This window comes from Bordetella bronchialis, from assembly GCF_001676705.1.
Classification (GTDB): Bacteria; Pseudomonadota; Gammaproteobacteria; order Burkholderiales; family Burkholderiaceae_B; genus Bordetella_C; species Bordetella_C bronchialis.
Window position 1 is genome coordinate 1,157,200 of sequence record NZ_CP016170.1, and the last position, 23,447, is coordinate 1,180,646.

The 23,447-nt window shown below is 67.1% G+C and carries 16 protein-coding genes; 11 read left to right on the forward strand and 5 right to left on the reverse strand.

Translation table 11 applies throughout. From position 1 onward, the window contains the following. Positions 1-4: 4 nt before the first annotated feature. From BAU06_RS05150 to BAU06_RS05165, 4 genes are all read right to left on the reverse strand, one after another. Complete coding sequence (locus BAU06_RS05150) at positions 5-886, reverse strand: branched-chain amino acid ABC transporter permease (RefSeq protein ID WP_066345148.1); 882 nt, start codon at positions 884-886, stop codon at positions 5-7. 11 nt (positions 887-897) lie between these two features. Further along, positions 898-2,031 carry an ABC transporter substrate-binding protein gene (locus BAU06_RS05155; RefSeq protein WP_415834872.1) on the reverse strand — a complete coding sequence of 378 codons (1,134 nt, stop codon included), beginning with the start codon at positions 2,029-2,031 and terminating at the stop codon, positions 898-900. Positions 2,032-2,100: 69 nt separating this feature from the next. Continuing rightward, positions 2,101-2,946, reverse strand: a complete 846-nt coding sequence (locus BAU06_RS05160; protein WP_066358112.1) for an alpha/beta fold hydrolase — start codon at positions 2,944-2,946, stop codon at positions 2,101-2,103. 38 nt (positions 2,947-2,984) lie between these two features. After that, positions 2,985-4,544: a benzoate-CoA ligase family protein gene (locus tag BAU06_RS05165; RefSeq protein ID WP_066345152.1), complete on the reverse strand. Its 1,560-nt coding sequence runs from the start codon at positions 4,542-4,544 to the stop codon at positions 2,985-2,987. A 274-nt stretch (positions 4,545-4,818) separates the two neighbouring features. Here BAU06_RS05165 and BAU06_RS05170 point away from each other — a divergent pair, with 274 nt between their 5' ends. The 11 genes from BAU06_RS05170 (at position 4,819) to BAU06_RS05220 (ending at position 22,570) form a co-directional block, all read left to right on the forward strand. Continuing rightward, positions 4,819-5,724, forward strand: a complete 906-nt coding sequence (locus BAU06_RS05170; RefSeq protein WP_066345158.1) for a helix-turn-helix transcriptional regulator — start codon at positions 4,819-4,821, stop codon at positions 5,722-5,724. Positions 5,725-5,906: 182 nt separating this feature from the next. Next, complete coding sequence (boxC, locus tag BAU06_RS05175) at positions 5,907-7,565, forward strand: 2,3-epoxybenzoyl-CoA dihydrolase (RefSeq protein WP_066358113.1); 1,659 nt, start codon at positions 5,907-5,909, stop codon at positions 7,563-7,565. Between the two features lie 174 nt (positions 7,566-7,739). Continuing rightward, positions 7,740-9,167 carry a benzoyl-CoA 2,3-epoxidase subunit BoxB gene (boxB, locus tag BAU06_RS05180; RefSeq protein ID WP_066345159.1) on the forward strand — a complete coding sequence of 476 codons (1,428 nt, stop codon included), beginning with the start codon at positions 7,740-7,742 and terminating at the stop codon, positions 9,165-9,167. A gap of 115 nt (positions 9,168-9,282) precedes the next feature. Beyond that, a complete protein-coding gene (boxA, locus tag BAU06_RS05185; RefSeq protein WP_066345160.1) occupies positions 9,283-10,641 on the forward strand; it encodes a benzoyl-CoA 2,3-epoxidase subunit BoxA in 1,359 nt (452 codons plus the stop codon). Between the two features lie 85 nt (positions 10,642-10,726). Next, positions 10,727-11,176: a MaoC family dehydratase gene (locus tag BAU06_RS05190; protein ID WP_066345162.1), complete on the forward strand. Its 450-nt coding sequence runs from the start codon at positions 10,727-10,729 to the stop codon at positions 11,174-11,176. After that, the gene (locus BAU06_RS05195) at positions 11,173-12,012 is read left to right on the forward strand and encodes a hypothetical protein (protein ID WP_066345167.1); all 840 of its coding nucleotides are present in this window, start codon (positions 11,173-11,175) and stop codon (positions 12,010-12,012) included. The genes BAU06_RS05190 and BAU06_RS05195 overlap by 4 nt, the downstream gene beginning before the upstream one ends. A gap of 266 nt (positions 12,013-12,278) precedes the next feature. Continuing rightward, on the forward strand, positions 12,279-13,604 hold the full coding sequence (locus tag BAU06_RS05200) for a hypothetical protein (protein ID WP_066345172.1): 1,326 nt from the start codon (positions 12,279-12,281) through the stop codon (positions 13,602-13,604). Positions 13,605-13,718: 114 nt separating this feature from the next. Continuing rightward, complete coding sequence (locus BAU06_RS05205; RefSeq protein ID WP_156770153.1) at positions 13,719-15,518, forward strand: Hint domain-containing protein; 1,800 nt, start codon at positions 13,719-13,721, stop codon at positions 15,516-15,518. 74 nt (positions 15,519-15,592) lie between these two features. Next, positions 15,593-15,889, forward strand: coding sequence for a hypothetical protein (locus BAU06_RS05210; RefSeq protein ID WP_066345177.1), 297 nt, complete (start codon positions 15,593-15,595; stop codon positions 15,887-15,889). Between the two features lie 143 nt (positions 15,890-16,032). Then, on the forward strand, positions 16,033-17,469 hold the full coding sequence (locus BAU06_RS05215) for a hypothetical protein (RefSeq protein ID WP_066345184.1): 1,437 nt from the start codon (positions 16,033-16,035) through the stop codon (positions 17,467-17,469). Between the two features lie 148 nt (positions 17,470-17,617). Then, positions 17,618-22,570 (forward strand): autotransporter outer membrane beta-barrel domain-containing protein, encoded by a 4,953-nt coding sequence (locus BAU06_RS05220; RefSeq protein WP_066345185.1) that lies wholly within the window; start codon positions 17,618-17,620, stop codon positions 22,568-22,570. Positions 22,571-22,576: 6 nt separating this feature from the next. Here the strand turns inward: BAU06_RS05220 and BAU06_RS05225 are convergent, their stop codons facing one another. Further along, a complete protein-coding gene (locus BAU06_RS05225; RefSeq protein ID WP_066345187.1) occupies positions 22,577-23,287 on the reverse strand; it encodes an autoinducer binding domain-containing protein in 711 nt (236 codons plus the stop codon). Positions 23,288-23,447: the final 160 nt, after the last annotated feature.

Below are 23,447 nucleotides of genomic sequence, written 5' to 3' on the forward strand. Positions count from 1 at the left end.
CTCTTCAGCCTTGCTTGAACAGGCCTTCGGGCCTGCACAGCAGGACCAGCGCCATCAGCACATACACCAGCACCCCGGCCGCGGCCGGGAAGAACACCTGGCCGAAGGTATCGACGAAGCCCACGAGCATCGCGGCCACGAACGCGCCGCGGATGGAGCCGATGCCGCCGATCACCACCACCACGAAGCAGGCGATCAGCACGCCGTTGCCCATGCCGGGATACACAGAGGAAACCGGCGCCGCGATGGCGCCCGCCAGGGCGGCCAGGGCCACGCCGGCGGCGAACACCAGCCGGTACAGGCGGTTGATGTCCACGCCCAGCGAGGCGATCATCTCGCGATTGCTGGCGCCCGCCCGCACCATCATGCCGATGCGGCTGCGGGTGATCGCCAGGTAAAGCAGCAGCGCCACCGCCGCGCCCACGGCCGACATGAACAGCCGGTAGACGGGGTAGGTCATGACGCCGCCCAGCGGGATACTGCCTTGCAGCCAGGCGGGGATGGGCACGCCGTGGACATCGTTGCCGACCAGGATGGCGCGCGCTTCCTCGAATACCAGGATCAGGCCGTAGGTCATCAGCACCTGCTGCATGTGGTCGCGGCGGTACAGGAAACTGAAGAAGGCCAGTTCCAGCACATAGCCCAGCACCGCCGCCAGCACCACGCAGGCGACGATGGTCGCGGCCAGCCCGCCGCCCGTGGTCCTGTCGATCCACGGCCCCAGCGCGAAGGCCATGTAGGCGCCGGCCATATAGAAGCTGCCGTGGGCCAGGTTGATGATGCCCATGATGCCGAAGATCAGCGTCAGGCCGCTGGCCACGAGGAACAGCAGCAGGCCGTATTGCACCGCGTTCAGGCACTGGATAAGAAAGACCGTCCCGTCCATGGACGACGGTCCTACAGCCGGCAGCCGCGCGCCGGGTCGGCCAGTTTCCTGACCGCCACCTTCACGACCTTGTTCTCCATGCCGTCGACCTGGCGCAGGTAGATGTCCTGCACGGGATTGCCGGCAACGGATAGCGTGAACGCGCCGCGCGGGCTGTCTATCGTGGCGGCGCGCATCGCCTTGCGCATGTCGGCCTTCCTGGACAGGTCGCCCTGCACCGACCGCAGTCCGGCCGCCAAGAGCTGGGCGGCGTCGTAGCCCTGTACCGCGTAGACGTCGGGCGGCGTGCCCGGGTAGGCCTTGGCATAGGCCGCGCGGAAGGCCGTATCGCGCGGCGTATCCAGGCCATCAGCATAGTGCAGCGTCGTCAGCAGCCCTTGCGCGGCCTGCCCCTGCGCCTGCAGGGTGCCGTCGGTCAGGAAGCCGGAACCGTACAGCGGGATCGTTTTATTCAGGCCCGCGGCGGCGTAGTCCTGCACGAACTTCACCGCGCCGCCGCCCGCGAAGAAAGTGAAAACCACGTCGGGCTTGAGCGCGGCGATCTCCGTCAGCAGCGGCTGGAACTCGACATTGGGAAAGGGCAGGCTCAGGTCCTTGACGACCTTGCCGCCGGATTTTTCGAAGCCTTCGCGAAAGCCCGCCACCGCCTCGTCGCCGGCGGCGTACTTCCACGTGATGGTGACCGCGGTCTTGTAGCCTTTCTCGGCGGCGACCGGTCCCATGGCGTAGGCCGGCTGCCAGTTGCTGAAAGACGTGCGGAACACGCCCATGCCGCACATCGGGCCGGTAATGGCGTCGGCCCCGGCGTTGGTGACCAGCAGCGTGGTGTCGGATTCCTTGGCCGCCTTGGTCAGCGCCATCGCCACGCCCGAATGCACGGTGCCCACCAGGATATCGACCTGGTCGCGCTTGATGAGCCGGTTGGCGTTTTCCGGCGCCTTCGCCGGGTTCGATTCGTCATCGACCTTGTAGTATGCGACCTCGCGGCCCGCCAGCTTGCCGCCCTGTTCGGCCACGTACAGCTTGAAGCCGTTTTCGATGGCCGTGCCCAGGGCCGCGTAGGTGCCGCTGTACGGCAGCATGAAGCCTATCTTGACGGGTTCTTGCCGGGGCGCCGGCTGCGCCTGGGCCAGCCCGGCGGACATGGTCAGCGTCGCGGCGATCGCGGCGTGCATGATGCGCGTGTTCATCGTGTGTCTCCGTCTCGTGGGTCGTTATAGGTGTGGTGTCCGCGTGCCGTGCTGCCGCAGGAAGCCGCGGATCGCATCGATGACGGCTTCGGGCTGGTCCCGGTGCGGCGAATGGCGGCAATCGGCCAGCACCCGCATGGCCGCGCGCGGCGCGCGCCGGGCGATGCTTTCGATCTGCGCGAGCGTGCCGTATTCGTCGTCCCGGCCTTGCAGCGCCAGCACCGGGCAACGGATCGTGGCGATCTCCGCCTCGATATTCCACGCACGGAAGGCCGGATCCAGCCAGATATCGTTCCAGCCCCAGAACGCCGAATCGGGGTCGTCGTGATAGCGGGCCAGCCGGTCGCGCAGGTCCGTCTCCAGATAGGCGCGGCGTGCGGCCTCGATATTGCCCACCGTGACGTCCTCGACGAAGACATGCGGCGCGGCGGCGATGACGCCGGCGACCGCGTCGGGATGCCGCGCCGCATACAGCAGCGCGATGGATGCGCCATCGCTGTGGCCGAAAAGCACGGGCGGATCGCGGCGCGCGTCGATGCCCAGGGCTTGCAGCAGCGCGGGCAGCACCGCGTCGGCCTGTTCATGCATAAAGGCCACGGGCCACTTCTCGTGCGCCGCGCGCGGCGTGGAGCGGCCGTAGCCCGGGCGCGAATACACCAGGCCGCGGCACCCGGCCGCGGCGCAGGCGCGGGCAGGCCAATCCTTCCACATCGACAGCGATCCCAGCCCCTCATGCAGGAAGACCAGCAGCGGCGTCCCCTGGCGCTCCGGCCCGATCCATTGGTATTCCAGGCTCAGCGCGCGGCCGCCCACCCGCACGCGGGCCTGCCCCGTGCCCGGCGCGGCCGCTTCCCCGGGATGCCGCGCCATGTCCCCCTGCGCGGCGGCGTGTTGCCCGGTGGCCGCGTTCATGCGTGTTCTTCCATCTGGCGCAGCCGGAAGCGCTGGATCTTGCCGGTGGCGGTCTTGGGCAGCTCGTCGGTGAAGTGGATCTGCCGCGGGTACTTGAAGGGCGCCAGATGCTGCTTGACGTAGGCCTGCAGCGCGGCCCCCGTGTCGGGGTGCGCGGCGTAGCCGGGGCGCAGCACCACATAGGCCTTGGTCTTGACCAATCCCTGTCCGTCGGGCACGCCGATCACCGCGGCTTCCAGCACCGCCTCGTGCTGGATCAGCACGTTCTCCACCTCCACCGGCGACACGTACTGGCCGCTGACTTTGATCATGTCGTCGCTGCGGCCGGCATAGGTGTAGTAGCCGTCCTCGTCGCGGACGTATTTGTCGCCGCTTTTGAGCCAGTCGCCCAGGAAGCACTGGCGGGTCTTCTCGCGATTGTTCCAGTACATCAGGGCGGCGCTGGGACCCTTGATATACAGGTCGCCGATGGTGCCGGGCGGCACCGGCTGACCCTGTTCGTCGCGCAGCTGCACCTCGTAGCCGGCCACCGGCATGCCGGTCGTGCCATAGCGGATCCTGCCCGCCTGGTTGCTGATGAAGATATGCAGCATTTCGGTCGAGCCTATGCCGTCCAGGATGTCGCAGCCGAAGTGCCGGCGGAATCGCTCGCCGATATCGCGCGGCAGGGCTTCGCCGGCCGAGGTACAGACGCGCAGCGCCAGCTGTTCGCGCGGCGGCAGGTCGGGCGCGGCCAGCATGGCGGCGTACAGCGTGGGCACGCCATAGAACACCGTGGGCCGGTGCCGGGTCAGCCGCTGGAAGACGGCCTGCGGCGTCGGGCGCTCGGCCATCAGCACCACGGTGGCCCCCACCGACAGGGGAAAGGTCAAGCCGTTGCCCAGCCCGTAGGCGAAGAAGAGTTTCGCCGCCGAGAACACCACGTCGTCCTCGCGGATGCCCAATACGGGCTTGGCATAGAGCTCGGCGGTATGCCACAGGTTGCCGTGCGTGTGCACCACGCCCTTGGGCTTGCCGGTGGAGCCGGAGGAGTACAGCCAGAATGCCATCTCGTCGGCCAGCGTGCGCACGGGCGGGATGGCGGGCGCCCGGGCCAGCGCGGCTTCCAGCTCGATGGCGCCGTGCCCGGCCGGGTCGGCCTCGGGCCGCGACACGATGATGTGTTCGAGCTCCGTCTGGCCCTGCGCCATTGCCCGCCGCAATACCGGAAGCAGGGCGCCGGACACGATGGCGGCACGGGCCCGGCTGTGCGACAGGATGTAGGCGTAGTCGTCGGGCGTCAGCAGGGTATTGACGGCCACCGGCACCACGCCCCCGTGCAGCGCGCCCAGGAATGCCACGGGCCAGTCCGCGGTATCGTGCATCAGCAGCAGCAGGCGTTCCTCTCGACGCAGCCCCAGCCCTTGCAGCACGCCGGCGAAGCGCGCCGCGCGGTCCGCCAGTCCGCCGTAGCGCAGCACGCCAAAATCGTCGATATAGGCCGGCTTGTCCGCCCGTCCCGCGTTCAGCGCGGCCAGGTGGCTGGCGAAATTGAGTTCCTGCGGACAGCTATCCACGGTGTTGTCTCCTGGTCTGTCTGACCCGTCCCGCCGCCGGCGTCATGGGCCGGCGGTTCGTTCTGCCGCGCCGGGCGCGGCGAAGGGAACCGGGGCGGCCCGGGAGGGCCGCGGCGCTACTCTAGAATCACAGGCCGCCGCCCTGGGCGCTATCCGCCCGGTGATGTCAGCCCTTATTCAACATTGCAGGAAAAATAGTGCTTTAATCGGCCCGGGTCAAGCACTATAATGCATAAACGCCGGCCACTAGGGAAACCTCGGAGCAACCCGATTCATGACTCAAGCGTTGGACAAGGCGTCTACCGATCCGCAACGTGAACCCTTCCTGGTGGCGCTGGGCGAACGCGTGCGCCGCCTGCGCGCCATCCGCGGCATGACGCGCAAGGCGCTGGCGCAGGCCACCGGGGTGTCCGAGCGCCACCTGGCCAACCTGGAGCACGGGCTGGGCAATGCATCCATCCTGGTGCTGCTGCAGATCGCCCGCGCCTTCAATTGCGCGCTGGCGGAACTGGTGGGCGACGTCACCACCGAATCGCCCGAATGGCTGCTGATACGCGAATTGCTCAGCGGCCGCACAGAGGCCGACCTGCAACGCGCGCGCGTGTCGCTGGCCCAGCTGTTCGGCGTGGGCGGCGGGCAGCGTCCCGACCGCTTCCAGCGCATCGCGCTTATCGGCCTGCGCGGCGCCGGCAAATCCACGCTGGGCCAGATGCTGGCGGACGACCTGGGCTACCCCTTCGTCGAACTCAATGTCGAGATCGAGCGGGTCGCCGGTTGCGGCATCCTGGAGATCCATAACCTGTACGGCCCCAATGCCTACCGCCGCTACGAACGGCGCGCCCTCGAAGAGGCCGTGCAGCTCTATCCCGAGATGGTCCTGGCCACGCCGGGCGGGCTGGTGTCCGAGGCCGCCACCTTCAATCTGCTGCTGGCGCATTGCTATACCGTGTGGCTGCGCGCCACCCCGGAAGAGCACATGGGCCGCGTCATGGCGCAGGGCGATTTCCGCCCCATGTCCGGCAATAACGAAGCCATGGCGGACCTCAAGCGCATCCTGGCCGGCCGCGAGGCCTTCTATGCCAAGGCCGACCTGACCTGGAACACCAGCCATATGGATGTGGCCGAATGCTTCGCCGGCCTGCGGGCGCAGGTGCGCAAGGCAGGCGGCCTGCCGCTTTGAAGGCGCGGCCGTAACCGTCCGCCGTCGCGCCCGGCGCGATCCCGGCCGGCGCGCAGGCGAATGGCGTCCCACCGGAAGTTTGTTGCATGTCGGCCTTGACGCCCACCTGAGGCTGCACTATTCTGCATCAAACGATAGCGCATGCAGTATCGTGCATGCGCGCCATGGTGCAGGAGACCTCCATGACGAACGCCCCATCCCCGGTCGACTTCAGGACCGATCCCACCCGCTACCGCCATTGGCGCCTAACCACCGACGGCCCGGTCGCCACGCTGGCCATGGACGTGGCCGAGGACGGCGGCCTGCGGCCCGGCTACAAGCTCAAGCTGAACTCCTACGACCTGGGCGTGGACATCGAGCTGCACGACGCCCTGCAGCGCATCCGCTTCGAGCATCCCGAAGTCCGCACGGTCGTGGTGACCAGCCTGAAGGACCGCGTGTTCTGCTCCGGCGCCAACATCTTCATGCTGGGGCTGTCCTCGCACGCGTGGAAGGTCAACTTCTGCAAGTTCACCAATGAGACCCGCAACGGTATCGAGGACGCCAGCCGGCACAGCGGCCTGAAATTCATCGCCGCCGTGAACGGGGCTTGCGCCGGCGGCGGCTACGAGCTTGCCCTGGCGTGCGACGAGATCCTGCTGGTGGACGACCGCTCCTCCGCCGTCGCCTTGCCGGAAGTCCCCCTGCTGGGCGTGCTGCCCGGTACCGGCGGCCTGACCCGCGTGATCGACAAGCGCAAGGTGCGGCACGATCATGCCGATATCTTCTGCACCCTGGTGGAGGGCGTGCGCGGCGAGCGGGCCAAGGCCTGGCGCCTGGTCGACGACGTCATCAAGCCGCAGCAGTTCGCGGCCGGCGTGCGGCAGCGCGCGCTCGCCCTGGCGGAAGGCAGCAGCCGGCCGGGGCAGGGCGCCGGCGTGGCGCTGACGCCGCTGCAGCGCCGCGACGGCCCGGACGGCCTGTCCTACCGCTATGTCGACGTGGCGATCGACCGCGAGCGCCGCCTGGCCAACTGGACCGTGCGCGCGCCGGACCAGGACGTCCCGCGCGATGTCGACGCCATCCTGGCGCAAGGCGCCGAATGGTGGCCCCTGCGAATGGCACGCGAGCTGGACGACGCCATCCTGTGGATGCGGGCCAACGAACTCGACATCGGCACCTGGGTGCTGCGCACGCGCGGCGATCCCCAGGCGGTGCTTGCGGTCGATGCCACGCTGCAGGCCCATGCCGGCCATTGGTTCGTCAACGAAACCGCGGGCATGCTGCGGCGTACGCTGGCGCGCCTGGACGTGACCTCGCGCACCTTGTTCGCGCTCGTGGAGCCGCAATCCTGCTTCGCCGGCACGCTGCTGGAACTGGCCCTGGCCGCGGACCGCATCTATATGCTGGACGACGAAGACAGCGCCGCCCCCGCGCGCCTGGTGGTCGGCGAGCGCAACTTCGGCGCCTGCCCCATGGTCAGCGGGGAAAGCCGCCTGCAGCGCCGCTTCCACCACGAAAGCGCGCCGCTGGAGGCCGTGCGCGCCCGCGCCGGCCGGGCGATCCCGGCGCGAGAGGCCCTGGACCTGGGCCTGGTCACCTTCGCGCCCGATGCCATCGACTGGGATGACGAAGTGCGCCTGGCGCTGGAAGAACGGGGCGCGCTCTCGCCCGATGCCTTGACGGGGATGGAGGCCAACCTGCGGTTCGGCCCGCGCGAAACCATGGAAACGCGCATCTTCGGGCGGCTGACCGCTTGGCAGAACTGGATCTTCAACCGCCCCAACGCGGTCGGGGAAAAGGGCGCGTTGAAGCTGTACGGCAAGGGCGAACAGGCCGCCTTCGACTGGAACCGGGTCTGAGCCGCCGCGCCTTGGCGGGGCAAGGGCGCGGCATGGCCGGCCGGTCCGGGCGAAGCCAGGGCAAGCCAAACGGAGTTCCCATCGCGGCCGATACGCGGGCCGGCCGCTTCCACACAGAGCATGCAGGGCGCGCCAGCCACGGCGCCGGGCGCCCTGCCGGACAGGAGCACAGACATGTCAGGCGTGAACTATACGGACCGGATCCCGAACAACGTCGATCTTTCCAGCGACCGCGCGCTGCAGCGCGCCCTGGAGCATTGGCAGCCCAACTATCTGCAATGGTGGCGCGACATGGGGCCCGACGGCTCGCACAACCATGAGGTCTACCTGCGCACGGCCGTCAGCGTCGAGCCGGATGGCTGGGCGCATTTCGACCACGTCAGGATGCCCGATTACCGCTGGGGCATCTTCCTGGCGCCGCGCGACGGCCAGCGCAGGATTCACTTCGGCGAGAACCTGGGCCGCGACGTCTGGCAGGACGTGCCCGGCGAACACCGCGCCAATCTGCGCCGCATCATCGTGACCCAGGGCGATACCGAACCGGCGTCGATCGAGCAGCAGCGCCACCTGGGCCTGACCGCGCCTTCGCAGTACGACCTGCGCAACCTGTTCCAGATCAACGTGGAAGAAGGCCGCCATCTGTGGGCCATGGTGTACTTGCTGCACCGCTACTTCGGCCGCGACGGCCGCGAAGAGGCCGACGCGCTGTTGCAGCGCACGTCCGGCGATGCCGACAACCCCCGCATCCTGGGCGCCTTCAACGAGAAGACGCCGGACTGGCTGTCCTTCTATATGTTTACCTACTTCACCGATCGCGACGGCAAGTTCCAGCTGTGCGCGTTGGCGGAGTCCGGCTTCGATCCCCTGGCCCGCACCACGAAGTTCATGCTGACCGAGGAAGCGCACCACATGTTCGTCGGCGAGTCCGGCGTGTCCCGCATCATCCAGCGCACCTGCGAGGTCATGAACCAGCTCAAGACCGACGACCCCGCGGCGGTGCGCGCGGCCGGCGTGATCGACCTGCCGACCATACAGCGCTACCTGAATTTCCACTACAGCGTCACCATCGATCTGTTCGGCGCGGACCAGTCGTCCAACGCGGCGATCTTCTACAGTGCCGGCCTGAAGGGCCGCTACGAGGAAGGCAAGCGCACGGACGACCACCAGCTGAAGAACGACAGCTACCGCATCCTGTCCCTGGAAGGCGGCAAGCTGCGCGAAACCGAAGTGCCCATGCTGAATGCCTTGAACGAAGTGCTGCGCGACGACTTCATCCGCGATTCCATGGCGGGTGTCGGGCGCTGGAACAAGGTCATCGAAAAGAACGGCATCCCCTTCCGCCTGTCGGTGCCGCACAAGGCCTTCAACCGCCAGATCGGCACGCTGGCCGGCATCAAGGTCACGCCGGAAGGGGAAATTGTCGATGAGGCGCAGTGGCAGGCAGGCCGGTCGCGCTGGCTGCCCACGGACGAGGACCGCGTCTTCGTGGCCTCGCTGATGGGACGCGTCGTCGAGCCGGGCAAGTTTGCCAACTGGATCGCGCCGCCCGTCATGGGCGTGAACCGCCAGCCGGTCGACTTCGAATACGTCCGCTTCAATTGAACGCCGCGCCGCCGCCCCGCGTGGCCATGCCTTGCGGGGCGAATGGCCGGACGCGTCGCAGCGGCCGCCATGACGCCATCAACCGCCGCCCGCATGCCGCAACCAGGGTGAAACGATGAACGCCCCATTGCCCCCCAGCCTGTTGAAGCAGCACCTGATCGATCCCGAGATCTGCATACGCTGCAACACCTGCGAGGAGACCTGTCCCATCGACGCCATCACCCACGATGGCAACAACTATGTGGTCGACCCGGACGTCTGCAACGGCTGCATGGCCTGCGTGCCGCCTTGCCCGACGGGTTCGATCGACAATTGGCGCGTCATTCCGCGCGCGCGCGCCTATGGCGTGCAGGACCAGTTCGGCTGGGACGCGCTGCCGCCGCAGGAGCCCGTGGAGGCCCTGCTGGCCGAGGCGCGGGCCGCGGAAACGACGGGCGGTAACGCGACCGGCGCCGGCGAAACGGACGCGGCGGGCGTGGCGGAGGCGGCGGCCGCCGCCGCTTCGGGCCCCGCGGCCGCCAGCGGGGCCGATCGCGGCGATTCCGCCATGGATCCCGAAAGCCTGGCCGGGCCAGCCGCCGCGCCCGCGGTGATCCGCGGGGCCGTCGTGCCGCCCTGGTCCGCCGCGCATCCCTACGTCAACCTCTACACGCACAAGGATCCGGTCGTCGCCACCGTGGTGGGCAACTATCGCGTTACCGACGACTCTGCCGACAGCGATGTGCGCCACATCGTGCTCGACTTCGGCGAAATGCCTTTCCCCGTGCTGGAGGGCCAGTCCATCGGCATCCTGCCGCCCGGCGTGGATGCGCGCGGGCGCCCGCACCATGCGCGCCAGTATTCCGTGGCAAGCCCGCGCGACGGCGAGCGGCCCGGCTACAACAATCTGTCGCTGACGGTGAAGCGCGTGGCCGCCGGCCGGGACGGCAACAGCCACGACGGCCTGTGCTCCAACTACCTGTGCGACCTGGCCCGGCACGACACCGTGCGCGTGATCGGCCCCTTCGGCAACACCTTCCTGATGCCGGGACGGCGCGGCGCCAACCTGCTGATGATATGCACGGGCACGGGATCGGCCCCTATGCGCGCCATGACGGAGCGTTGCCGGCGCCGCATGGCCAGCGGAGACAACGGCAGGCTGATGCTGTTCTTCGGCGCCCGCACCCGCCGGGAGCTGCCGTATTTCGGCCCCCTGATGAAGCTGCCCCGGGACTTCATCGACATCAACCTGGCCCTCTCGCGCGAGCCGGACCAGCCCAGGCGATACGTGCAGGACCTGATCGTCGAGCGCGCCGCGGACGTGCTCGCCCTGCTGAACGACGACAGGACCTGTGTCTACGTCTGCGGCCTGAAGGGCATGGAAACCGGCGTGCTCGACGCCCTGGCGCATGCCGCCGTGCAAGCCGGCCAGGATTGGTCTATCCTGCACCAGGCCTTGTGCCGCCAAGGCAGGCTGCATTTCGAGACGTACTGACCGCGATCCGATTCCTTCGTCCAGGCCCCGCATGGCGCGCGGCAGGGCACGAGTCCCGGCGCGGTCGCCATGGGGAAGCCGCTAGATGAAGTTCGCCGATTTCAAGCAGGGCATGGTGATCCATGCCGGTCCGGTCACGGTCACGGAAGCCGAGATCCTGGAATTCGCCCGCAAATACGACCCGCAGTGGTTCCATACCGACGTCAAGCGCGCCAACGAAGGGCGCTGGGGCGGGCTGATCGCCAGCGGGTGGCACACCTGCGCCATGGCGATGCGCATGGCCGTGGATACGGCGCTGCACGATTCCGAGTCCTTCGGATCCCCCGGCCTGGGGGAAGTCCGCTGGCGCGTGCCGGTGCGTCCCGGCGACCGGCTGCGGCTGGAAGCGCGCGTGCACGGCGTGCGCAGTTCCTCGTCGCGCAACGACCTGGGCATCATCAACTGGGCCTGGGTCGTCTACAACCAGCACGACGAAGCGGTGCTGGAGCTGGACGCGACCAGCCTGTTCGACCTGGGCGAGGATCCCGCCGCTTGAAGCCCAAGCGCGCCGCACGCCCCGCCGCCGGCCTGGTCCTGGCCGTCCTGCCGCTTGCCTGCGTGCCCCCCGCGCTGGGGGCGCCGGCCGCGCCGGGCGAAAACTACACCTTGCGCCAGGCGCTCACCGCCTGGGACATGCTGGCCAAGGTCGATGTGCTTTGCCCGGATGGCGACGGCGACCGGCAGGCGCGGCGCCTCGATGAACTGGAAGCCGTCGCCACGCAGCGCCTGAAACTGTCCGCCAAGGCCATGCTGGAAAAGCTGGCCGAAGAAGTGCCCCCGGTGCTGATGACCGCCGAACAGGCGGTTCGGGTGGTAGCCAACGCCGGCGGCTGCAAGACCGAGGCCCTGGCGCAATGGCGCGGACGGGCCGCCTTCGTCGCGGACACGTCGCGCCAGGTGCTGGCGGGCGAGGCGCGCGCCGACCGGCAGTGGCCGCGCGACGCCGCCCTGGAGCGGCCGCTGCGGATCACGGTGTCGGGCCAGCGCGGCGATCCCATGCATGGCAGCGGCGTCTCGCTGCGTGTGGAGAACCGCGCGGCCAGGCCCGTCCGATTCGCCTTGCTCGGTCCACAGACTTTCGTCGGCCTGTGCACGCGGCTGTCCATCAGCGGCGTGCCGGTGGAACAAGGCTATGCGCCGCGCGAGTGGCTGACCTTGCCGGGCCGCGGCGACGCCACGGTGTCGCTGGTCCGCGATCCCTCCTGCTTGCGGCCGCCACCCGGCCGCGTCAACGTCGGTGGCGTGGTCGCGGTCGATGCGGGTGGCGGCGCGCGATATTGGCGTTTCCTGGTGCGCGGCGTGGGCGCCGCGCCGGCGGGCCTCAAGCCCTGACCCCCTCTCGCATGCGATAGCGCCGCGGATGTCGCCGAAGGCATCGGCATCCCACGTCAATGCGCAAAACGCGAACTGGCAGTTCTGCCAGTTCGTATTACATCGGCCCCTCCATAGAATGAACGCCAAGACAGGCGGCGCGTGCCGCTTGGCCGCAACCCGGGACCAGCCGCATGCCCGGAACGAAGCCGTACCGTCGCCAGGAGATAGAAATGGCCGATTCGATCATGCCACCCACCGGATGCTCGATGGGCTTGAGAGCCCCGATGCTTTTCACGTTCACCTACGATCCGCCCAGTCCCACCGACCCGAAGAACATACCCGTCACGTTCCAGAGTTCCGATGCCAATGTCACGTTCGACCAGGTCATGCCGGTGACCACGGACGTGAACACGGGGCAGGTCGCCGTCGTCGTGACATACACGGGCGATACCGATGGGGTTGTCGTCCCGCTGGAAGTGGTGGACCCGGCAACCCTGGCGCCGTATGTCTCGGCTACCTACACCACCACCTGGGTGAATACCGGCAATCTGGTCGTCAGCCCCAATGCCGTTCCCGTCGCCCCGGATGCCGCCGACCTGGGCCTCCCCGCCTACACGATCACCGCCACCGCGCAGTTCACCAGCCGTGGGTCGACACAGCTGAAGTACTACCCGATCGGCGTCGAGGTGGTCGGCAACATCAATGTGTACGACAAGAACGGAAACATACAGGTCGTCTCCCCGGACGGGCTTTACTGGTTCTACAGCGGCCCGCTGGGCGAGGCCATCGAATTCAAGCTCTCCTCGCTGTACGAGGGCATTTTCCTGGTCGCCATCAAGTACGGGACGGGCAACCTGGCGGACAACGAACACGTGGTGTTCCTGCCGGAACTGGTAGGCGGGGATGGCAATCAATTCAATCTGTGGTCGCCGCTCAACCTGGATGCGTATAACGGTGCGCTGCTCACGACCACCGTGGTGGGCAACCTGGACGTGACGGGCAAGATAGGCCAGCCGACCGTCGCCCTGGTGAACGGCAAGCTCGCGAGCGCGGTCGAGGCCTACGAGGCACTGGTCCAGGGCTTCGATATCCAGAAGCAGGCCTTCGTCGGTGCATCGAACTACGTCATCAGCTGGATGACCACCGAAACAGGCGCCAGCCTCAGGACGACCCAGTCCAACACGGTGAATCCGGAGTCGGTCACGGGCAACACCTGGCTGCATCCGCCGACCGATGGCAAGCTCGCCCGGCCTTATACGATCGGCCTGTCCAGCATCAACACCAGTGTGCTGCTGAAGGGCGACCCGTCGGTCTACATCCCCGACCTGGCAACGGGCGACGAGGTCACGCTCGTCTACTTCCTGAACGGCTATGACCCCCTGGACACGGACAGATCGAAAGCCGCCAGCTTCAAGTTGCAGGTGACAGCGACGCAGAACGGCACCAATGTCGCGAAGATTCCGGCGGGCAATCTGTCGGGGTACGCGGCCCATGGCCGGGAGGCGGGCACTTTCGAGTGCTATTACTACAAGGGTTTCGGCGACGCGCCGAGGGATCCGACGCTGTATTCCGCGCCCTTGACGCCGATTCTCCAGCTCGTGACCGCCTGACGGCACAGGGCCGGCCGGCACGCGACGCGCGCCGGCCGGCTTGCATCCGTCAGGACTCTTGACCAGACGCGATGGTCGAACACCGGGCTTGCCCGGTCCGGGAGATATCCGAGTATGCGTAATGTTCTGTCGATAGCGGTCGGCACGGCATGCATGACGATGCTGGCGTTGGCGCCGTTCCAGGTGGCGGGAGCGCCTGCCTTTCATAAACCGAACGCCGCGGACGATCGCGCGATCCGGGCCGACGTGGACAGCACGCCCAACACGGGCCTGCCGGTGGCCTGCGACGCCAGCGGGGAAGAAGCCCGGCGCGCCCTGCTGCGGATGTGGGGGCGCGATGCCCAGCGCTATCCGGCGGCCTATCGCACGCTGGAAACGCTGAAGGCGCGCGGCTGGAAGTTTCCCGATATGACGTCTACCGGCAAGCCCGGCCGCTATGGCATGACGCATGCGCCGGACGATTTCGCCATCATCCACGTCACGTCGACCGCGCCTCTGTTCACGAACGTGACCGCGCTGTCATTCAGCAGCATGTTCGTGAACGATACGGACCTGGACAAGTTCGAGATCCAGACCGTCAACATCTACACGAAGGACGCCGCCGGCCTGGCCGAGACGCTGATCGCTTCCGGCACGAACTCCGACGACGAAAGCATGCGCAATATGCCGGTCGTGACCCAGTCGGTGGTCGCGGGAAACAACAATCCCAATAAAGCCAACGTCATCACGTACACGAATTACTTCGGGGAGGCGGGCGGCCAGCCCTTCTGCTGGAATGTCCGCATGGATCGCGACGCTTCCGCCGGCCCCCTGAGCGTGGCGATGCTGGATCCCACCCCCGCGCCCGGCCATCCGCCGCCGCAGGACGGTGTCCCGGACAGGACGATCATTTGCCTGAATCGCGCCGTGGCGGATACGAATGGCGAGTTCTGCGACTACGGGCCGTCCCAGCCGGGGGTGCTGAACGACGACTTGGACCTGCTGTTTCCCTTCGCGGGCACCATAACGATCGCCAACGCGATCTACACGATGACGGGAACCGACGGGCGTACCATCCCCGCCATCCCCAGCGGCAAGGACAAGACCCCCGGGAAACTCCGCGTCAAGCTGGTCAGGGTAGAGGGTGGCGCCTGCGATGCCAGTTTCGACATCGATCCGCCATGGAAAGGCTTCAATGTCCTCGGCAATAAGCTCCAGTGGCAGTTCTCCAATCCGCAGGACCGCAAGGATTCTTCCCAGTTTCTCGACGCCGGCAAGATATCGACCTGCACCGACCTGGATCCGGCGGATATCCAGGATTGGTACATGATCGCCATGTTCTTCGACGAGCGGAACGGCAGTCCCTACCATCCGGTCTCGATCGGTCTGGGTTCGCTGAAAACCTTCGACGGATTCGACGCCAACAAGCAGCTGCCGCCGGTGGGCTACCAATGGGGATGCGTGATAGAAGGCACCCCGGTTGCGCTGGCCGACGGCCGGACCGTGCCCATTGAAACGCTCAAGGCCGGGGATCTGCTGCTGGGTCCCTCGGGAAAAAGCGTGCGGCTGAGCGGAATCAGCCCCGGCCGCGACAAGAAGTTCATCAAGCTCGTGGACGCGGCCGGCGAGTCGGTGGTGGTCACGCTCGACCATCCGGTGCTGACGAAGACAGGCATGCGCCGCGCGCGGGATCTGCGCGCCGGAGACACCGTGTACGGCCGCAATGGTCCTTCCATACTGCGCGAGGTGCTCGCGGACAATCGCGACACGCCGGTCCGCGTATACAGCGTGCACCTGGCGACCAGCGACGGCGGGCGCATCGCGGATACCAACGATCGCGCTTTCTATGCCGGAGCGATCCTGGTGGGCGACTACGCCGCGCAAGGCGCCGCCATGCGGCAGGCGGCGAACGAAAGAATGCATGGCAAGAACTGAGCGGCCCGGCCCGGCCCGGATCGCGGGCCGGCCGCTAGCCGAATTTCGCTGTATCTGCGTGGACGGAACCAACCATGGCTTATCCGATAAATCTCAAGACGGCCACCTACGATCCCGCGGGCATCGTCAGCGCGACCTGGGATCTGCTGACCCTGGCGGGCAACGTCGGCTTCTGGGTGCGTATCGATTGGCCCAACGGATACAACGCCTTTTTCGTCCGGGATCCCGCCGCGATCTCCGTGTCGCTGCCCATGCAGCTGGACCGCCAGTACGCGTACACCGTGACCTTGTACGGCCTGCAGGATGACGACGACGTGAACCAAAACGTTTATTCCGCCACTGTACATATCTTCGGCTGGCCCCCCGCGTAGCGGATCCGGCGGCCATGCGGGGCGTGTGCCACATGGCGTGTGGCGTGCGCGGTGGTGCAGTGGTGCAGTGGTGCAGTGGTGCGGAAGCGGTGCGCCGATGGCGTGGCAGTGGCGCGGTACGAACCCATTCTCAGGTGACGCTCATGAACGTCCAGTTCAACAATCCAGGCCCCGATACCCAACTGATCGTCGGCACCGTCAATACGCTGAAAATCCTGGTAAGCGGCATAACCGGCACCTCTGTCTCGTGGTCGGTGATCCCCGTGGCGTCGCTGGCGGGCGCCAAGACGGGCACCGCCACCGTCCAGGGCGGACAGGCCAGCTTCAGCTTCGGCATCAAGAGCCGGCCGGGCACCGATAGCCAATTCATGGTCCTGGTTTCCGTCTGGGATACCGAGGCGCCCGACGCCGGCCACTGCACGGCCTTGTATCGCTGCGCCCGGCCGCGCATGCAATACAGCATCAGCCGCACTTATGGCGAAACCGCGGACCCGCAGGTGTCGCCCTTCGATCCCAATGATCCGGACCCGGACCAGGTGATGATGGTCACGCTTTGGTTGAGCGACGCGGACGAGGGAACCCCCCTGAACAACAACAAGGTGACATGGCGCGGCCATCCGGCCAATCCCACCTATGTGCTGACGGCAGATAACAAGGACCCGCAGCTGGATCCCGCCGACGTGACGGGCAATACCTTCCTGACGTATACGGATCCCACCGGTCGCGCCGCGCTGAAATTCGCCAATACCGCGCCGTCCATCGTGCTGATGTCCGCCACCTGGGGAGGCGTCACGACGCGGGCCTTCCCGCTGACTTTTTCCGCCCTGGGCACGCCCTGGATCGACGCCGGGGTCCAGGTGCCGGAAATAACCGATCCCGTGAACCTCGACGATTACGACGATGCGGGCGTTCCCATCACCATCAACGCCGATGCCACCCTGACGTGGATGCAGAACGGCGCCCAGATCTACGTGGGCTGCTGGCTGAACGGCATCATGACCGATGCCTACAAGCTCAAGGTGGGCGACACCATCAAGATCCCGAAGCGGTACTTCATGTCCCTGGAGGCGACTGAAAAGACACCGAACGTCGTGGCCTATACGGTGGTGCCCGCCGTCAGCGCCAACGGGGAAGACTCCAATTACCTGCCGGTGAACGTGCTCGGTACCGTGCCGCCGGCCGCGCCGCAGCGTCCCAGCGGCGCATTGAAGGGCCTGCCGCCGTATCTCCCGGGCAAGCCGGCGACGGTGACGCCCGATATCATCGCGGGCGGCTTGCAGGTCTTCGTCCCGCAGTCCTACACCGCCTTCCAGCCCGGCGACACGGTCGTCATGAGCCTGTACCTGAACGGCCTGTTCCCCCAGACCGGCAACCCCCGGATCGTCACCCTTTCCAGTCCCGAATACGCCATACCCGTCGATGAACAGTGGGGAGACTTTTCCTTCGTGTTCTCCGAGAACCAGCTGAGCGGCTTCGACGGCGCGAATGCCACGCTGGTGGCGCAGTACGAAGTGCGGCGCAGCGGCGTCTCCATCTGGTCCGACACCTTGACCGTCGCGCTGGCGACGGCTGCGCCGTGATGATGGATCGCGCGACGCCCATGTGTACACCCATACGAATTTTCTTATTCAACGTCGCGCGACGGCAATCTAACCTCGTGCGCTTCGAGAAGTTTCGTTTAAGAAAATTCCGACAAGGGTGTCGGGTTCACATGGACGGCGTACAGGGATGAATCGCATCTATCGTTTGATACGGAACAGGAAAACCGGCCAGCTGGTGGCGGCATCGGAAATCGCGAAGGGCAATCCGTCATCGGACGGCGGGCGGTCGGCCTGCGTGGCCGGCGCATCCTCCCGTCGTCGCATCGCTGGGGGATCGGCCTGGCTGGGCGGGACCGCGGCAGTCCTGGTGTTCATGTCGAATTCCGCCTATGCCGCCTGCGGCCCCACGCAAACGGCCAGCCTGGCCGTCGGCCAGAGCGTCGAGACCTGCAACGATGCGGAGGCCGGGCTGCTGGCCGACGGGGCGACCTTGACGGCGCCCGGCAACAACACCATCCTGACACATGGCCTGGGCTCGGATGGCGTGGTCGCGCAGAACGGCGCCAACGTCAATCTGGTGGGCACCAGCGTCACCGTCGAAGGCAATGGGTCGAATGCCGTGAACGTGTCCGGCGCCTCTACCGTCACCATGGATGCCAATACGGTATTGAACGTCCACGGCAACGGCGGAACGGGATTGGGGAATGCCATCTCGGGCATACGCCTGCGCGGTGGCCCGGGGCAGTCCAGCACCCTGAACATCACGGGTACGCAGGTCTTTACCACGGGCACCAACGCCCTGGGCGCCGACCTGCAGGGTGTGCTGCAGAATCTCAACATCCAGGGCGCGGGTTTCACCACCACCGGCGACCAGTCGGTCGGGGTACTGCTGACCGCCAGCGGCACCTCCACGCTCACCAACACTGCGATCCAGACCTCGGGCGCGGGCGCCACCGGGCTTCTGGTCGGCGGCGGCAGTGGCACGATCGTCAATTTCAACGGCGGATCCATCGGCGTGGCCGGCCCGTCCATCGGCGCACAGGTGGTCAGCTCGTCCAGCCTGACCTTGAACGGCGCCACTATCAATGCCACGGGCACGGGCTCCACCGGCCTTTCCGTCGAGAGCGGCGCCAGCCTGACCCTGGGCAACACCACGCCGTTGACCGTGAATGCGACGGGCAGCGGCGCCGTCGGCCTGGCGATCGGTTCGGCCACCACCGCGGGCACGGCCACGCTGGCCGACGCCACCATTTCGGCCGGCGCGAACGCCAGCGACGCGGTACGCCTCAATTCAGCGGGCAGCAGCGTCACTTTTGGCCCCAACACGCTGATCCAGGCAGCGGGCGCCGGCGCGCACGGCATCGTGGTCGGCAACGGGGCGGTGGTCACCTTCGATCCGACGGCCGCGCCCGGCACGACAACGCTGCCCCGGATCAGCGTGACGGGCGACGGCGGCGCGGCGATCGATGTCAACGGCGCCAACAGCCGTGTCAACTTCAACAATGTCACCCTCGACGCGACGCAGACGGCCTCGCTCAATCTGGGCGCGAATTCCTGGGGCATCCTGGCGGAGAATGGCGGCGTGGCGGTGGTGGACGGCACGACGTCGTTGAACAGCGTGGGAATCTGGGCCAGGGGCTCGGGCCCGGCCGCGGTGGGCACCATCCAGTTCAGGCCCAACGCCACCGTCGCCAATGTGGCCGCCCGCGTGGACGACTATGGCCAGCTGGATATCAGCCCGCGGACCAACGGCAGCACGTTTACGCTGGATTCCCTGGAAGGCGGCGGAACGGCCGGTACCGGGGAAGTCCTGATGGGACCCGTCAACCTGCAGATCGCAGGCGCGGCGCAGACCACGTATGCCGGCCGCCTGACTGGCAACGGAGACCTGACGCGCAGCGGGACCGGCAGCCTCACCCTGACCGGCGCCAATGCCCTGGCCGGTTTCAGCGGCACCGCCCACATCCAGGACACGGCCACGCTGGGCTTGGCCGGGGCGGCGCAGGGCACGGGCGTGGCCTTCGATTTCTCCACGGCGGGCGCCACGCTGGATATCTCCGGGTCGACCGCCTTGTCGGGCGTGCAGGTGGGCCGCATCAACAGCCTGGCGAGCGGAAACGGCACGATCCAACTGGGCGCGAACAACCTGACCGTGTCCTCTGCCCTGGATTCCGATTTCAGCGGCACGATCCAGGACGCCGCCGGCGCCGGCCGGCTGACCAAGGCCGGCACGGGTACGCTGACGCTGTCGGGCCCCAATGTGTTCGGCTTCGGTGCCGCGACAGGCGGTGGAGTCCTGGTACAGGACGGGACGCTGGCGGTCGGCGGCCAGGCCAATGCCAGCCAGAGAACCTTCAACGTGACGGGCCCCGGCGTCCTGGACGTGTCCGCGGTATCGAACGCGCAAGGCAATTTCAACGTAGGCATGATCTCCGGCGACGGCACGATCAACCTGGGCGCCAACTCGCTGACCGTCGACGGCGTGAATAATCTGGACGGCACCAGCACCGGGACCTTCTCCGGCACCCTGACCGGCGGCAATGCCGCGGGCATGGGCCTGATCAAGCAAGGCGCGGGCACGCTGATCCTGTCCGGCAATAACGCCTTCGGCTATGCCGGCGGGACCGATATCGCGTCCGGCGTGCTGGCGATACGCAATGTGGCGCCCGGCACGTTCACCAAGACCTTCACCCTGGATGGCGGCTGGCTGGATCTGTCGGACGTCGGACCGCCGAACGAGACCCTGGCCAACAACTGGCCCGGCATCACCCTGAACCAGGGCGCGAATGCCAGCCAGGGCGGCGTCATCGGCGCGGATGACAACATGACCTACAACGTCGCCGCGGGCGCGACGCAGACGGTGGCCTATCACCTGGGCGACGGCACGACGCCCAATGGCCAGGGCATCTTCGTGGTCAAGCAGGGCGCCGGCACGCTGGAACTGACGGGCGACAACAACTATGTGGGCAATACGCGCATCGAGGGCGGCACGCTGCGGGTCACCAGCGACCGCAATCTGGGCGATACGACGGCCGCCCGCGAAGTCGTGCTGGATGGCGGCGGCCTGGACATCGGCGGCAGCTTCGTGTCGGGGCGCAATATCGAACTGCGCGCGGCCGGCGCGGTCAACGTCGAAAGCGGGCAGGACACGACCTGGCGCGCCGCGGTCGACAATGGCGCGGGCTATACCCTGACCAAGAACGGCGCCGGGCGGCTGGCTTTCAGCGGCGCCAGCCAGCTGGGCGGCGTAATCGCGAATGCCGGCACGCTGGACATGGGCGCCGCCACCGTGGACAGCACGGCGGCCGGCACCGCCGCCGTCGCGGTCCATGGCAGTACGGTCGGATTCGCCGGCGGCACCATCGGCAGCGCGGACGATGCCATCGTTTCGGACGGTTCCAGCGTCGTCAATCTGTCCAACACCACCTTGAACGCCGCTGCCGGCAAGTCGCTGTACCGGGTGGCCAGCGGGCAGGGCACGCTCAACGCGAACGGGCAGATATTGTCCGGCGACTTGCGGGCCGACGCGGGCGCCGCCCTGACCTTGAATCTGAATGGCGGAAGCGTCTACACCGGCACCCCGTCGCTGGGCGATGCTTCCAGCACCGCGGCGATCAATGTCAACGATGCGTCCAGCACGTGGAACGTCACCGCCGATACCACCCTGGCCAGCCTGGGCAATGCCGGGACGGTCGCGTTCGGCGCGCCGGTCAATGGCGCCTATAAATCCGTGACGGTAAACGGCGATTACCAGGGCGGCGGCACGGTGGCGATGAACACCGTCCTGAATACCGGCGGTGCGCTGGGCAATCAAAGCACCGATCGCCTGTTGATCAAGGGCAATGCGACGGGGACGACGACCCTGCAACTGCAGACGACCGGGACGGGCGCCAATACGAATACGGCGCTCAACAACCTTCCCGTTCCCACCGAGGGCATTTCGCTGGTCCAGGTCGCGGGTAATTCGTCCGCCAATGCATTCACGCTGGCGGGCGGCTATGTCGCGGCCAATGGCAGCCCCTACCAGTATCGGCTGTTCGCCTACGGGCCCGGGCAGGCCGCGGCCTCGCAATCCATGCTCGGCGCCGCGCCCCTGAATTGGGATTACCGCTTGCAGACCGCGTATCTGGATCCCAACGGCAATCCGGTGCCCGGCATGCCGCCGGGCGGGCAGGGCGGCGGCGGACGTCCCGCCATCGTCGCGCAGGCCAGCTCCGAACTCGTCGCGCCCCTGGCGCTGCAGAACTACGGCGCCACGGTCATGGGAAGCCTGAATCGCCGCCTGGGCGAAATCCGGGGCCAGGACATCCCCCCGCCGGACAACCGCGCGGAGATGTTCAGCCGCGTCATCGCCGCCAGCAGCAGCTACCGGTCCAGCCGCGACTTCGACGACTACGGCTACGATTTCCACCAGGACATCCAGGCCATGCAGATCGGCGGCAACTGGCTGCATCTGCGCGACCAGGACCAGAACCTGCGCCTGGGCGCGGCGGTGACCATCGGCTCGACCTCGGTCCGGCCCAAGACCCAGGACGCGGAGTCCAGCAAGTTCAGGCTGGATGCGCGCAGCGTGGCGCTGACCGCCACATGGCAGCACAAGAGCGGCTGGTACGTCGATGGCGTGCTGTCGGCCGGTACCTTCAACGGCGACGTGAAAACCGACAAGAGCAGCGAGGCCAGCAAGATCAAGGGCAATAGCCTGGAGGCCTCCGTCGAAACCGGCAAGGCCTTCGCGCTGGACAACGGCTTCGTGGTGGAGCCCCAGTTGCAGTTGATGAGTCAGACCTTCCGCTTCGATGACCACACGGACGTGGACGGCGTGCACACCGACTGGGACACCAACACCTTCTTTACCGCGCGGGGCGGCGTCAAGGTATCCATCCCGGTTCCGTCAGCGCCCCAATGGAAACCCTATGTGGCGGCGAACCTGCTGCAAACGTGGGGTGGCGACAACGATGTCAAGCTGGCCGATACCTCGTTCACGCCGGGCAAGGTCGGCACCGCCGTGCAATTGCAAGTGGGGGCGACGGGGCGCCTTACCCCCAACCTGTCGGTGTATGGCGAACTGGCGGGACAGCAGCGGCTTGGACATGGCACGAGTTCGGTCTATGGCAACGTCGGAATCCGCTACCTGTTCTGACGACCGCTACAGCAGCCCGAGAATGGCCGCCTTCAGCGCGGCCGACGTCCGGTTGGCGGCCGCCAGTTTCTGCAGGATTTTCTCCATGTGGAAATTCACGGTCCGTTCGGACAAATGCATGATCCGCCCGATGGCGACCGATGTCTTGCCATCGGCGGTCAAGCGCAATATGTCGATTTCCCGTTCCGAAAGACCGGTCGTGGCTTCCGGCATGTATTTCGGCACCAGCAGCCTGGCCAGACCGCGATGCGCGGTATGGGCCAGCCAGGTCAGGCGCGGAGACAGCTCGTCCAGGTCTCTCAGCAGCATGTGGGCGCCGCAGCTGGCCAGGTTCAGGGCGCTGCCGACGCCCATGGGCCCGTGGCACGCCTGGGCCCACCCCGCCTTCAGGCCATGCGTCCGCGCATCTTCCCAGAATGGCGGGCCATCGCCCGGCAGGTCGGTGGACCACACAAGCGCCTCGTCAGGCGCGCCTGTCCGGTTCGCGGCAACCCTGGCGAAAATGGCGGATGTCACCTGCGAGGGCCAACGCCAATCGTCGGGACAGTTGTCATGCAGGATAAGCCTGGGGTTCGTCAGCGGCAGGGGAAGCCGCATGCCCAACGCATAATATTCAAATCCCAGCCGGCGCACGATGTCATGCAGCAGGCCATAGAACTGCTTCTCGTTGTCGGCCACGAGCAGCAGCTCCGTCCGCTCTCTTTCCCAGTTCTGCATGTCGGCTTCCCCTTACCATCGCCGCGCGCTTTGCGCGCGCCGCCGCAGAAAAAATACACTGGGCCGACTAAGGGAAACGGAGCGCCGGGGGGTAATCTTTCGTATCGGGATCCGTCGCGCCGCGGTATGCCGCGATCGCGACCGCGGCGGGGCGCGGCCG

What these genes read in the sequence shown, in the direction of transcription:
- boxA (WP_066345160.1), top strand. Translation starts at nt 9,283, where the DNA reads ATGAACGCCCCATTGCCCCCCAGCCTGTTGAAGCAGCACCTGATCGAT.
- BAU06_RS05155 (WP_415834872.1), bottom strand. Translation starts at nt 2,031, where the DNA reads ATGTCCGCCGGGCTGGCCCAGGCGCAGCCGGCGCCCCGGCAAGAACCC.
- BAU06_RS05160 (WP_066358112.1), bottom strand. Translation starts at nt 2,946, where the DNA reads ATGGCGCGGCATCCCGGGGAAGCGGCCGCGCCGGGCACGGGGCAGGCC.
- BAU06_RS05170 (WP_066345158.1), top strand. Translation starts at nt 4,819, where the DNA reads ATGACTCAAGCGTTGGACAAGGCGTCTACCGATCCGCAACGTGAACCC.
- BAU06_RS05220 (WP_066345185.1), top strand. Translation starts at nt 17,618, where the DNA reads ATGAATCGCATCTATCGTTTGATACGGAACAGGAAAACCGGCCAGCTG.
- BAU06_RS05190 (WP_066345162.1), top strand. Translation starts at nt 10,727, where the DNA reads ATGAAGTTCGCCGATTTCAAGCAGGGCATGGTGATCCATGCCGGTCCG.
- BAU06_RS05225 (WP_066345187.1), bottom strand. Translation starts at nt 23,287, where the DNA reads ATGCAGAACTGGGAAAGAGAGCGGACGGAGCTGCTGCTCGTGGCCGAC.
- boxB (WP_066345159.1), top strand. Translation starts at nt 7,740, where the DNA reads ATGTCAGGCGTGAACTATACGGACCGGATCCCGAACAACGTCGATCTT.
- BAU06_RS05200 (WP_066345172.1), top strand. Translation starts at nt 12,279, where the DNA reads ATGCTTTTCACGTTCACCTACGATCCGCCCAGTCCCACCGACCCGAAG.
- BAU06_RS05150 (WP_066345148.1), bottom strand. Translation starts at nt 886, where the DNA reads ATGGACGGGACGGTCTTTCTTATCCAGTGCCTGAACGCGGTGCAATAC.
- BAU06_RS05210 (WP_066345177.1), top strand. Translation starts at nt 15,593, where the DNA reads ATGGCTTATCCGATAAATCTCAAGACGGCCACCTACGATCCCGCGGGC.
- boxC (WP_066358113.1), top strand. Translation starts at nt 5,907, where the DNA reads ATGACGAACGCCCCATCCCCGGTCGACTTCAGGACCGATCCCACCCGC.
- BAU06_RS05215 (WP_066345184.1), top strand. Translation starts at nt 16,033, where the DNA reads ATGAACGTCCAGTTCAACAATCCAGGCCCCGATACCCAACTGATCGTC.
- BAU06_RS05205 (WP_156770153.1), top strand. Translation starts at nt 13,719, where the DNA reads ATGCGTAATGTTCTGTCGATAGCGGTCGGCACGGCATGCATGACGATG.